Origin of the sequence: Mucilaginibacter sp., assembly GCF_965225845.1 — a bacterium.
Taxonomy (GTDB): Bacteria; Bacteroidota; Bacteroidia; order Sphingobacteriales; family Sphingobacteriaceae; genus Mucilaginibacter.
This window is the reverse complement of sequence record NZ_CBDDBL010000001.1, coordinates 588079-600066: the sequence shown is the minus strand read 5'-3', so window position 1 is coordinate 600066 and position 11988 is coordinate 588079. Positions and strand designations below refer to the sequence as shown.

The following is an 11988-nucleotide window of genomic DNA, read 5'->3' as shown; positions in this document are numbered from 1 at the left end:
TAAATTGCCTTTATACCTGTAAATACGTTGCTATGAAGAAGCTTATCCCGTATATAGTTCTTTTCCTGTTTTCCGGGAAAATGGTATGCTACGCTCAAACTGACAGCATACAACTGAAAAAGGATTCTCTCAAGAACGTAGAGCTAAACCGTCAGTTGGTGAGCACCCAACAATTGGTGGAAGACAGGCACGCTGATTCCCTAAAACGAGCTGAGCTGCAAATGCAAGTTTCCCGGCTGGCTAGCGGAGACCGTGAAAAAAGGGAAATATTGCTAAAAGAGCTTACCGCCATGAAGGAACGGGACTCCCTGCGTGTTATCCGGCAAAAACAACAGGTAGATTCGCTCCGCAAAGTTGTAAAGGGTTACCCGGTCGCGCCCTTTCGGGACACTTTGTTTTTTATTTATACGCGGCAGGGAAGTTTCGGAGCCAAAGAACGCGCCGAAGCGGTCAGTGAACGGATCGGAAAGTTAAGCGGTGACTATCTGTTTAAAAAAGATTCTCTCAAACTGTCACTTTCCGAACAAACAGTGGATCTTGTATATAAGGATGATTTGCTGATTTCATTTTCTGAACGGGATGCTTTATGGCAAAATACTACACAGCGGTTATTGGCTGAAAAAACCAGGAGCATTATCGCTAGTGCCATTATGAAACATCGGGAAGAAACCAGCTGGCTCACCCTCGCTAAAGAAACCGGACTGGCCCTGCTGGTCATCCTGGTGCTGGTTGCAATTATTTATGGTATCAACAGGTTATTTAAATGGATCAGGACTAAAACCCAGCATCAAACTTCATGGTTTAACAAGGGCATTCGGGTCAATAACTATGAACTGCTGAACCCGGAAATGGAGCTCAAGGCGATCAATTTTATTGCCGGAATCATTAGATGGCTGTTACTCCTGCTCATTATTTATCTGGCTTTACTGCTGTTGTTCGGTATTTTTCCGTTTACCAAAGATGTTTCCACCATCCTGCTTACCTACATTGCCACGCCGTTAAAAAGTATAGGATTGTCTGTATGGAATTATATTCCTAATTTGATTACTATCCTTGTTTTGGTGGTGGTTTTCCGCTATGTGTTGCGGTTTTTCTATTATCTTAAAACCGAGATACAAACGGGAAAATTAAAGATCCCCGGTTTTTATGCCGATTGGGCAAACCCGACTTACCAGATTATCCGGGTATTGATTTTAGCATTTATGCTCATTGTCATATTCCCTTACTTACCTGGCTCTGATTCGCAGGTTTTCAAAGGTGTTTCAGTTTTTGTAGGCGTCCTATTCACTTTCGGTTCGGCAGGTGCGCTTGGCAACATTGTTTCTGGCCTGGTGCTTACCTATATGCGCGCTTTCAAATTAGGTGACCGGGTAAAAATCGGCGAAGTAACCGGCGATATCATTGGAAAAACCTTGTTGGTCACTCGGATCCGTACCATCCAAAACGAGATCATTTCTATTCCTAATTCAACGGTAATGAGCAATCATACGGTAAATTACAGCAGTGATGCCGCCGTAAACGGATTGATCGTTCATACCTCAGTAACTATTGGGTATGATTCTCCCTGGCGACAAGTACATGAATTATTGATCGCTGCGGCCTTAGATACACCGATGATTGAATCCGAACCCAAACCCTATGTTTATCAAACAAGCCTTGATGATTATTATGTCAGTTACCGGATTAACGCGTTCACTAAAGAACCTAATAAACAAGCGGCTATTTATTCACATTTGCATGAAAATATACAGGATCAGTTTAACAAAGCAGGTGTAGAAATTATGTCGCCGCATTATAAATCATTGCGTGATGGTAATGCGACCACCATCCCGCCGGAATACCTTCCAAAGGATTACATTGCTCCTCCATTTTCCACCAGACAGCAAAAAGAACAATGAATATCAATGATATACTGACCTTTACTATTGTGCTGGCTGCTGTGTTTGCTTATATTAATCATAAGCTGATCAAATGGCCGCCAACCATCGGGATCATGGTGCTCTCGCTGGTTTCGTCAGTTGTATTGGCGACACTCGGCCGGTATTTTCCTTTACTATCTGACAAAGCCAAAGAACTGGCATCTTCCATAGATTTCCATGATATCTTAATGAATTTCATGCTTAGCTTCTTATTGTTTGCCGGGGCAATACATATTGATGCCCGCAAACTTAAAAAAGAAAGATGGCCGGTGTTGATCCTTTCAACATTGGGTATTCTGATTTCCACATTCTTAGTTGGCGGAATGGTTTGGTATCTACTGAGGGTATTCCAGCTGCCTATTCCGTTTATTTACTGTTTGCTTTTTGGTTCTTTGATATCTCCAACTGATCCTATCGCGGTACTGGCCATTCTTAAAGCGGCTCATATTCCTTCCTCACTGGAAACAAAAATTTCCGGGGAGTCACTGTTTAATGACGGTGTGGCCGTCGTTTTGTTCATTACCATATTCGAGGTATCCCGTTCTGGTATTGCTGATGTATCTTTTTTTTCAGTAGGGAAGCTGTTTCTGCAGGAAGCCGTGGGCGGGATGCTTTTCGGGGCGATGCTTGGCTACGCGGGTTTCTTTGCGCTCCGCTCCATGGATGATTATAAGGTAGAGGTACTGACGACAATTGCTGTTGTAATGGGTGGCTACTGGGCGGCTCAGCATTTGCATGTTTCCGGGCCGCTGGCCATGGTTGTTGCCGGCATTATCATGGGCAATAAAGTAAAGGACGAAGCTATTTCTGATGAAAGCCGCGATTATCTTGGAAAATTCTGGGAGCTGATTGACGAGATACTGAACGCGGTGCTTTTTTTGCTCATCGGTTTGGAAATGCTGATTATCAAAATCAATCCTGTTATATTCCTGATCGGCCTGGTAACTATCGTGATCGTGCTGGCGGCACGTTTTGTTTCTGTATTATTCCCAATATTATTAATGCGTTTTAAAATAAAATTTGAGCAGCATGCGGTACTTATTCTAACTTGGGGCGGGTTGCGCGGCGGACTGTCGGTGGCTCTTGCCTTATCCTTAACAACAGAAATGCATCGTGACGAATTTGTGCTGATCACTTATATGGTTGTGGTATTCTCCATACTTATTCAGGGTTTAACTATCGGAAAGGTTGCGAAAAAACTATTGAAGCCGGTAACTGTTTAACGATGTATGTTTCAACTTTTGGTAAAATGTAGCATACTTTTACCTGAACCTGAAACGTTTTTAAATTTATATGTCATTTAAATATGCGTCCAATACTGTTTTTCGTATCCCTCATAAGCTTGTTTTCCATATCTGCAAATTCAAAAGCGCAATCTATTGAGCCAAGGGAAAGGATTTGTGGGAAATGGGAGTCAACCGATAAAAAACTACGCATACAAATCTATTTGGAACAAAATCAGTATCATGCTAACCTCATCTGGTTTAGCAATACAGATGGTAAGCCTATGAGTTACTGGACGGATGTCAACAACCCAGATCCGGCGCTCCGCAAAAGAAAGTTATTGGGGATGAGCATTCTTAGCGGCTTGCAATATGATCCCGAGACCAATAGCTGGGAAAATGGTATGGTATATGATTCGAGACATGGCAGGGAATGGAACGCTTCAGCTTATATTGGTAAAAAAGGGCAATTACATGTACGAGGTTATTGGCACTTTAAATTTATCGGTAAGACGATGAACTTTAACAGAATCTAATAATAAACATTGAATTTAACGGGTTTATTCATTTGATTTCCTTCGTTATTTGGACTTCCGGCTGTTCAAAAAAGCAATTATGGTGTTTAGCTCCTTTTTACTGAGGATGCCTCCGTATGCAGGCATATTGCTGCCCCCGTTTACTATTCTGATCGTTAAATCTGCAGGTGATAACCGTAAGCTTACATCCGAAAGTTCGGGCCCTTTAAATCCACCCTGGTCATTAATCCTGTGGCAGTAAAGGCAACCTTTTTTATAGAAAAGTACAGACCCGGCGATAACGGTGGTGTCTGCCGAGTGAACATTTTTAGCCGTTAAAGGTTTAGCCTCGAATGCCGGGGACCAGGGAGACCGTTCTCCTAATAAAAATAAGCTAAACACAAAAACAATTACACAAACCGAACCAAATACAGCCCATGGACGCCTGAGCGGGTGGCGCTCACCTTTATTAGAAACAAATGGCAAAGCAAGTAGAATAAGAATAGTTAGCGCAGGGCCAATAATGATCATATAAGATTCAATCTTCGGTGGCATCAGCGCAAATAAGGAAAATATAGATAACATGTACCAGTCCGGTGCCGGATTGGCATTTAAAGAAGCCGGGTTTGGCGGCCCTGTTAATGCAGGAGGGCCGATAAAAATAGCCAGCAGAATTATCGATATAATCGTTAGGGCTCCAAATATAACATCCCGCCAGGCAGCGTAGGGCCAAAACGGGATGCCTTTTTCTACCAGCATCTGTTTGTACCATGCGCGGTAAGTTTTTGGATCTACCAATCTGCCTACTTTGGCGGGTTCTGAAATTCCGTTACGAATAACCAGCATCAGGTGATAGCCTACAAAAAGAAAGATGATAGCTGGAATAATAAATACATGATAGGAATAAAACCGGCTCAAGCTATGGCCTCCGATAGTATCGCCACCCAGTAATAATCTGGCAGCCCACTTACCAATGAACGGGATTCTTCCCAACTGTTCGGCAGCCACAACCGATGACCATACGCCGTTGGAATCCCATCGCAGCAACTGCCCCGTAAAGCCCATTGCAATGGTCATAAAAAAAAGTATCACGCCGCTGATCCAAGTCATTTCCCTCGGGTATTTATAGGCGGCGGTGATATAAACCCGGATCATGTGAATACTTACCATGATAATCATCCCCGAGGCGCCAAAGTAATGTATACCACGTAACACGTTTCCAAAGGCAGCATCATTGGTTATAAACTGTAGGGATTTATAGGCTTCAGAGGAGGAGGGCTGGTAAAGCAGCGATAAAGCCACTCCCGTAATTACCTGTAAAACCAAACAGAATAATGTCGCGCTTCCAAAAACATAGCTCCACTTGGAGCCCGGAGGAACAGGGTGCTTGATCAGCGGCATGAATATCTCCGTAAACCCGCTGCGGTCATCGATCCAATCCCATATCTTTTTTAGTCTTTTCATGTGGTTATCAGGCGCTGATATTGGTGATGGGTATGGCAGATGTTTGAATTTCTATGGCATTTTTATTGATCCTAACCGGATATTGCACCAAAGATTTGGGTGGCGGGCCTGCCGCCACAGAGCCGTCCTTATAATAAACACCACCATGGCAAGGGCACATAAATAGATGCGCATCCGCTTCCCATCTGACAGGGCAACCCAGATGTGTACAATTAGCCGAAAATGCTGTGAACTTATTTTCTTCGTCCCTGCGCAGCCAGGCTGCGGACTTCGAAGTTACACCCGACCATTTTTCGGGATCCGCATTTTCGAAGGTGACCAGGTTGGTAGTCCCCACTTTGAAGGTATTCAGTTCACCCACCTTGCGCCAAAGTTTTGGCGTTTTTTCAATCAGCGGGGCAAATATGGCTGCCAAAACAGGGACGCCGGCTACCGCGGCCGATAAAAAGCTTAATCCAAGGCTGAGCTTGATTAAAAAACTTCGCCGTTGTTCATTCTCGGGCTCTTTTTTTATATCATCATCTTCTTTATTCATGTCTAATCTGGTTTATCCATCCAATTAATGCTGTAATAAATATCAATCCGCCAGCCGTCAGAACCACCCAAGTAGTTAGCAGCCCCCAAAAAATGAAGGCAAGGCCCATAGCCAAAAAAAATGGCCAGTAAGTTGGTTTGGGCAGTATTTCGGGCCGGGCTTTCTCCCAATCCTTTTCAGGCACTATACTTTTATCAATTTCGTTATGGTTACTCATGGCTGGCTATTGAGGTATTAAGTTGAATGCTGGTGTTCTTTTTAGGTAGATCAGTTTCTGCGAACCAGCGGTACAATAAAAACAGGCAGCCGCTCAGGTACACAAAACAGCAGGGCACCCACATAATCAATCCCGCTGCCTGCTGATCTTCAGCAGGCGATATGTTCCACGAATTCTCCGGAGACATTCCCGCGAAGTTATGCCAGGTATTTAATGGCGCGAACGTAATCAGTAACCCTAATAAAGAACAGCTGATGCAAGCCGTAAACAGATATACTATCCCCGTTAAGGGTTGTAAATGAGCTGATTTAAAAGGGCCGAATATTGGCCAGCTAAAAAGCATACCTGCCAAAAGCATGCTACCACTATGTAATACAGGAACGAAGCTAAAAGAACTATGCATGGTATTCATAGCGCCATCAAATACAACCGGTATGTGCCAGAACCACATAATGCCCACCCCGCAAAGCCAGGCCAGCCAGCTATATTTATTAAAAAACGACGACAAAGCAAAAATGCGGTTGTACAGCGGAGATATATTTTGAGGTGTAAAACTGATGACCAGTAAAGGCCCGCAGATGAGTAATTGCGTTACATGAACAATCATGTGCGTGCTAAAATAGCGCATGCCCAATGCAGCGATCGGCGAACATTCCGTCAGAATAAAAAGAAGAAGGGCCGACAAAACGCATAGCGTATTTTTTACTCCTTTAAAACCTGTTATCAGGTAATACAAGTAAATAATACCTATGATGAGGATTATGACACAAGGATCAAAATGCCATTGTTCCATAAGTGGTTTCATTTCCATAGCTTTAAAATATATGGGGTAAGACGTAAACAATCAAAAACACAACTGCCCAGACAATATCCACAAAATGCCAGTAAATACCTACCGCGCCTATAACGGAAGATTTTTTATTAGTGAAGTCGCCTAAAAAGGTTAAACAGGTAACTATTGCGATAACAACAATACCGACAAACACATGCAGACCATGAAAACCGGTAAGTGTAAAAAAGCTGGTTCCGAAAATGCTGCTGCTCACGCTGATGTGACTGTTCAGCAAACCAAGATATTCTCTGCCCTGGCCAAAAAGAAATATGCCGCCTAATAGTATGGTAATAATAAGCCATACCTTTAGCTTTGTTATTTCACCTTTATGATAACTGGATTCGGCGCGCCAGTAAGTAAAGCTGCTAGAAAATAAAAGCACACTGAAAGCACCTGTCGTTTTTATATCCAGGTTGAGCAGTTGGTGCGATTTAAAGTCCGGTGTAAAAGAGAAATAAACAAACGCCATAATCAAAGCCAAGAAAAACATGGCTTCGGTTCCTACTATAAGTTTTATCAGCAGTTTATTTTCCATCCGTATTCCTTTCTTTCCAATCCGCATCATCCGGCCGTTTATGGTCCCTGAAGGGCCTTGTGCTTTTTACAGGGATTACCCGGTCAAAATTTTGAAGAGCGGGGGGCGACGAGGTCGTCCATTCCAATGTGTTAGCATCCCATGGATCTCTTTCTGCCTTTGCACCTGTCTTTATTGCCTTAACTATGATATAAACCAATAAAAGCGTAGCGATGCCCATAACAAAGCCACCGGTAGTGGAGATCAGGTTCAAAATGCCCCAGCCGGGCAGATCGGGATAAGTATATACCCGGCGTGGCATGCCCATGGCACCTAAGGCATGCTGTACCAAAAAGGTGAGATTAAAGCCGGTCACAAAAAGCCAGAAGAACCATTTGCTTAATTGCTCATCCAAATTTCTGCCGCTCATCTTAGGAAACCAGTAAAATAAGCCGGAGAATAATCCGAATAGCGTACCGCCGATGAATACAAAATGCAGGTGCGCCACCACGTAGTAAGTATCGGTTAACTGCCAGTCAATTGGTACCAGCGTAAAAGAGATGCCGGTTAGACCGCCTATCGTAAATTCAATCAGGAACGCGATGGCAAACATCATGGAAACTTTGAAACGGATACTTCCGCCGTGCATTGTCGCCAGCCAGTTAAAGATCTTTACCCCGGTAGGTATACCGATCAGCATGCTGCTGGCAGCAAAAAAATTATTTACCGTATTTCCCAGTCCCGTGGCAAACATGTGGTGCACCCAAACGCCAAAGGCGAGTAGCGCGATGGCAATACCTGAGCCTATAATAAATGCATAACCGAAAATAGGCTTACGGCTATAAACCGGGAAAACTTCTGAAAAAATACCGAAAACGGGCAATATGACAATGTACACTTCCGGGTGACCAAAAAGCCAAAACAGGTGCTGCCATAAGATCGCCGACCCCCCTCCCTGCGCGCTGAAAAAATGAGCATGTAACTGGCGGTCGAACAGCAACATGACCAATGCAGCATTTAACGACGGAAACGCAGCTAATATCAAAAAGGAATTGATCAGGATCATCCATACAAACAAGGGCATCTGTTTCAACCCCATTGATTTTATACGATATTTAAGTATAGTAACCACAAAGTTGGCTGAAGCAGCAACCGTTCCGATTCCCGCGAAAAGCAGTCCCGCGCAATAGTAATCGATGCCGGGCGAAGACGAATAGTTATACTGATTTAAAGGCGCATAATTGAACCAACCGGCGTCGGGCGCGCCACCGGCTAAAAAACTAAAGTAAAGCAGCAAGCCGCCGAAAAACGTGCACCAAAAACTAAAGGCATTAAGACGCGGAAAGGCCATATCGTTTGCGCCGATCATCAGCGGGATGAAGTAGGTGCTGAAACCAAATATCGCCGGCATCGCCACAAAGAAGATCATCGTGGTGCCATGCATGGTAAACAGCTGATTATACATTTCGGGATCAAGGAAATGATTATTGGGTACAGCCAGCTGGATTCGGATCAGCAGGATTTCACCGCCGCCTATTACGATAAATAAAACAGACAGCCACAGATACATGATACCAATCATTTTATGATCAACAGACGATATCCATTGCAGCAAGCCCTGGTCGGTACTTTCGCTGAAGCCTGGAATGGATTGTTTGGGTTCCGGTACCTGTAATTCGTCCATACTTATTTTAGCTGTTTAAGGTAAGCGGTAAGTGCACGCACGCTATCGGGCCCGAAAATAAAGCGGGGCATATGCGCTCCGGGTTTCACCTTCTGCGGATCAGTAAGCCATTTGTTGATGTTTTCTGTTGTATTGTCCATCATTCCTGTCAACATGGTTTGCCTGCTGCCGAAATGGGTCAGGTCGGGTCCCTGCATACCATTTGCAGCCGTTCCCCTGATGCTATGACAGCTGCTGCAGGAGGCGTTCATAAAAAGCGCAGCACCAATTCTGGCTAGGGTATCTGTAGGTTTTACGGCATTTAATGAATGTTGAGTAAGCCATTTTTCATAATCAGCAGGAGTCTGCGCTACAACCCTGATCCGCATCCAGGCATGTTGCTGCCCGCAAAATTCACTGCAAGCGCCCTCATAAATTCCAGGCTTATCGATGGTTACCCACAGATAATTATGCATACCGGGTATCATGTCCATTTTACCGCCCAAAGACGGAACCCACCAATCATGAATGACATCGGCAGCTTCCAGTTGCATCAGTATCTTTTTTCCTACAGGCAGATGAATTTCATTAGCCGTGTTTACTGTTGTACCGGGATAACTGGCCTGCCACCACCATTGGTGGCCTGTAATGATCACGTCAGGTTTATTCCTTCCGCGATCAGGGTTAACGGCACTCATCGTTTTTAAGGACCAGAAGAAAAAAACGATCACTAATATTAATGGAATGCCTACCATTAGTATTTCAAGCTTTCTATTTCCAGCAGTTTGCTTTGGTTCGGCATCATCCTTCTTGAAGCGGTATCTAATGGTAATAAATACAGTCAACCCAACTACCAGCAATAATACGAGAGAGGCAGCGGCAATAAATCCATAATCCAGCGATTTTATCTTTTCGGCTTGAGGCGAAGCGCCATTAAATATAGATTGTCCCTGCGCAATAATCGGTAAATTTGCTATGGTAAGCTTCATAGATTGCAGTGGGGTAATAGAAGATTATAATACTAAGTATTTACAAGTCAATTTGTTTCCCAATTTTGATTTTTTTAGCTTTTTGAATTTGAGAATTGATTGACGCAGGCGCAGCTTTAGCAAAAAGATTAATTGTTGACAATATTTTTTGGAACGATTTTTATTTAGATTGTAATGATTTATATTTGATTAACGATTTAGAATCATTTATCCAATGCGTGATTCGTAAAGTAGTTGATTTTTTGAAGATATAAATGCGTGAAATATAGATAGTTATGAATGATGTTCATGTCCCGTCCATTCCGCCAAGTAAGTTTAAAAGCCTTGTAAATTGATATTTACGAGGCTTTTGGTTTTTAGAGGATATGGTAGGGAAAATTAGAATAAAATAGACAAACATATCCGGTGTTCACTTCAAAAAATGTGCTAAATAGTAAAAGATAGCTTCGCAGCTATCTTTTGAATCTCACCCCCGAGGTACAAAATCTCGTCATTTAATCCTTCAATTTAAAACTATAATTAAAAAAATGCTAAATCATCGGGGCCATATTGACTTCAACTTTACGAATTTCAACGAATTTATAATAGTGCCTTCAATGCTGCTAAGTGCCAGGTTTCTATAAAACTCATTAGGAAAAAAAACACAGCTCATTACTGTTAGTCCATTATCTGCAAATAATTCAACAGAAGAGTTGTCAACTAAAATAGTTATATCAGATGACGAAAAATTAACTAGCCGTGGTGCTACAAATTTTCCCGGAAAATTCTTATTAAAAGTAATTTTACCTGAATGTGTTCTATCAATATAATACTGTTTTTTTTGGCTATCATACCCAATCAATAGCACTTCATTTTTTGAGTTTGATAATTTAACCTGGAAATTTTTAAGCTGATTAATTTTTATTTTTAGCAAATATGGGCCGGCTTTATCGTCCACTTTGTCAGAAAGAAGAACGGATTTATTTAAATTGATGTTAGTGAAAATATGGGGCTTCCCATAAATGCTGCTTAATTCATTTACAGGCTCTGAGGACAATAGTACTTTCCCATTTACATTTTTAAGTTTTAACTCACGCGGAATCGTCATCGCGTTACGCCATTTCACAGTCGGAACATCACCTGCATACTCCCAGTTACTCATCCAACCTAAAAAAATCTTCCTGGTCCCTGTATTGCACCAGGTTACGCCGGCATACTCATCCGGGCCGTAATCAACCCATTTAACCTCTTTATCAACGGGAGTAAAAATGTTACCGTTGAAATGTCCAACAAAATATTGTGTAGCTGATCCGCCGTTCGGCCCTCCCGGGTTAACATTCATAATTAAAACCCAATATGTCTTTCCATTCAACTTCAAGGAAATCAAATCAGGGCATTCCCAAACACCGCCATGAGCGCCAAGCTGTTTGCCAAATTCACTTTCTTTAATCCAGGTTTTCAAATTTGACGATGAATAAAATGTGATATGATCTTGCGTAGCAAGTGTCATTATCCACTTATGCTCAGGCGCATACCATATTACCTTTGGGTCTCTAAAATCCCTGATACCAGGATTTTTTAACACCGGATTACCGCTGTATTTGGTCCAGGTTGCTCCGTTATCCAAACTGTAAGCCAGGCTTTCGTTCTGGAAATCATTTCTGCCTGCACGCTCACCTTTCGGATCATGATTGGTAAAGATAGCTACCAGCGGAATCTTTCCATTTTTTCCAAAACCGGAAGTGTTGTTAGAATCCACAACAGCACTGCCGGAAAATATATATCCCAAACTATCCGGATATAGCGCTGTAGGTAACTGCTTCCAGTGAATCATGTCCCGGCTTTCCGCATGCCCCCAGTGCATAGGTCCCCAGGTTGTACCTCCGGGAAAATATTGAAAGAACAAATGGTAAATCCCGTTGTAGTAAACCATTCCGTTAGGGTCATTCATCCAATGTGCCTGCGGCGAAAAATGTACCTGCGGACGATATTGTTCATGATATATTGTAGTGTCGGTTTGCGCAAATGATTTAAAAGAAGCTGAAATGAGCAGCCAGAGGAAAACTAACTTTATATTTTTCTGCATAATTAGGTTATTAATTGCCGGTCAATATTAAGCAACCGAAGTGTTATTATGT

At 42.7% G+C, this 11988-nt stretch carries 11 protein-coding genes; 3 read left to right on the top strand and 8 right to left on the bottom strand.

Annotation, left to right across the window (positions count from 1 at the left end; genetic code table 11):
• The first annotated feature begins 32 nt into the window (after positions 1-32).
• The 3 genes from ACYZ0U_RS02805 to ACYZ0U_RS02795 all read left to right on the top strand — a co-directional run bounded on the left by ACYZ0U_RS02805 (position 33) and on the right by ACYZ0U_RS02795 (position 3678).
• Positions 33-1898, top strand: a complete 1866-nt coding sequence (locus ACYZ0U_RS02805) for a mechanosensitive ion channel family protein (protein ID WP_461449585.1) — start codon at positions 33-35, stop codon at positions 1896-1898.
• Positions 1895-3142: a cation:proton antiporter gene (locus tag ACYZ0U_RS02800; RefSeq protein WP_461449583.1), complete on the top strand. Its 1248-nt coding sequence runs from the start codon at positions 1895-1897 to the stop codon at positions 3140-3142. The genes ACYZ0U_RS02805 and ACYZ0U_RS02800 overlap by 4 nt, the downstream gene beginning before the upstream one ends.
• Positions 3143-3225: 83 nt before the next feature.
• On the top strand, positions 3226-3678 hold the full coding sequence (locus ACYZ0U_RS02795) for a DUF2147 domain-containing protein (protein WP_461449581.1): 453 nt from the start codon (positions 3226-3228) through the stop codon (positions 3676-3678).
• A 45-nt stretch (positions 3679-3723) separates the two neighbouring features.
• On the opposite strand, the gene ACYZ0U_RS02790 is transcribed toward ACYZ0U_RS02795, so the two are convergent.
• The 8 genes from ACYZ0U_RS02790 to ACYZ0U_RS02755 all read right to left on the bottom strand — a co-directional run bounded on the left by ACYZ0U_RS02790 (position 3724) and on the right by ACYZ0U_RS02755 (position 11936).
• Positions 3724-5121: a cytochrome b N-terminal domain-containing protein gene (locus tag ACYZ0U_RS02790; RefSeq protein ID WP_461449579.1), complete on the bottom strand. Its 1398-nt coding sequence runs from the start codon at positions 5119-5121 to the stop codon at positions 3724-3726.
• Positions 5122-5128: 7 nt separating this feature from the next.
• Positions 5129-5656, bottom strand: a complete 528-nt coding sequence (locus tag ACYZ0U_RS02785; protein ID WP_461449577.1) for a QcrA and Rieske domain-containing protein — start codon at positions 5654-5656, stop codon at positions 5129-5131.
• On the bottom strand, positions 5649-5873 hold the full coding sequence (locus ACYZ0U_RS02780; RefSeq protein WP_461449575.1) for a hypothetical protein: 225 nt from the start codon (positions 5871-5873) through the stop codon (positions 5649-5651). Before ACYZ0U_RS02780 ends, ACYZ0U_RS02785 begins: the two co-directional genes overlap by 8 nt.
• The gene (locus tag ACYZ0U_RS02775) at positions 5866-6678 is read right to left on the bottom strand and encodes a cytochrome c oxidase assembly protein (RefSeq protein WP_461449573.1); all 813 of its coding nucleotides are present in this window, start codon (positions 6676-6678) and stop codon (positions 5866-5868) included. Before ACYZ0U_RS02775 ends, ACYZ0U_RS02780 begins: the two co-directional genes overlap by 8 nt.
• 10 nt (positions 6679-6688) lie before the next feature.
• Entirely contained in the window at positions 6689-7240 is a 552-nt protein-coding gene (locus ACYZ0U_RS02770; protein ID WP_461449571.1) for a cytochrome c oxidase subunit 3, read from the bottom strand.
• A complete protein-coding gene (gene ctaD, locus ACYZ0U_RS02765) occupies positions 7230-8903 on the bottom strand; it encodes a cytochrome c oxidase subunit I (RefSeq protein ID WP_461449569.1) in 1674 nt (557 codons plus the stop codon). Before ctaD ends, ACYZ0U_RS02770 begins: the two co-directional genes overlap by 11 nt.
• Positions 8904-8905: 2 nt before the next feature.
• Positions 8906-9871 (bottom strand): cytochrome c oxidase subunit II, encoded by a 966-nt coding sequence (gene coxB, locus ACYZ0U_RS02760; protein ID WP_461449567.1) that lies wholly within the window; start codon positions 9869-9871, stop codon positions 8906-8908.
• A 535-nt stretch (positions 9872-10406) separates the two neighbouring features.
• Positions 10407-11936 (bottom strand): glycoside hydrolase family 32 protein, encoded by a 1530-nt coding sequence (locus tag ACYZ0U_RS02755; protein WP_461449565.1) that lies wholly within the window; start codon positions 11934-11936, stop codon positions 10407-10409.
• Positions 11937-11988: the final 52 nt, after the last annotated feature.

Bases quoted from the DNA above. Each gene is read 5' to 3' on its own strand.
- ACYZ0U_RS02790 (WP_461449579.1), bottom strand. From the start codon at position 5,121: ATGAAAAGACTAAAAAAGATATGGGATTGGATCGATGACCGCAGCGGG.
- ACYZ0U_RS02770 (WP_461449571.1), bottom strand. From the start codon at position 7,240: ATGGAAAATAAACTGCTGATAAAACTTATAGTAGGAACCGAAGCCATG.
- ACYZ0U_RS02805 (WP_461449585.1), top strand. From the start codon at position 33: ATGAAGAAGCTTATCCCGTATATAGTTCTTTTCCTGTTTTCCGGGAAA.
- ACYZ0U_RS02780 (WP_461449575.1), bottom strand. From the start codon at position 5,873: ATGAGTAACCATAACGAAATTGATAAAAGTATAGTGCCTGAAAAGGAT.
- ACYZ0U_RS02775 (WP_461449573.1), bottom strand. From the start codon at position 6,678: ATGAAACCACTTATGGAACAATGGCATTTTGATCCTTGTGTCATAATC.
- ACYZ0U_RS02795 (WP_461449581.1), top strand. From the start codon at position 3,226: ATGCGTCCAATACTGTTTTTCGTATCCCTCATAAGCTTGTTTTCCATA.
- ACYZ0U_RS02755 (WP_461449565.1), bottom strand. From the start codon at position 11,936: ATGCAGAAAAATATAAAGTTAGTTTTCCTCTGGCTGCTCATTTCAGCT.
- coxB (WP_461449567.1), bottom strand. From the start codon at position 9,871: ATGAAGCTTACCATAGCAAATTTACCGATTATTGCGCAGGGACAATCT.
- ctaD (WP_461449569.1), bottom strand. From the start codon at position 8,903: ATGGACGAATTACAGGTACCGGAACCCAAACAATCCATTCCAGGCTTC.
- ACYZ0U_RS02800 (WP_461449583.1), top strand. From the start codon at position 1,895: ATGAATATCAATGATATACTGACCTTTACTATTGTGCTGGCTGCTGTG.
- ACYZ0U_RS02785 (WP_461449577.1), bottom strand. From the start codon at position 5,656: ATGAATAAAGAAGATGATGATATAAAAAAAGAGCCCGAGAATGAACAA.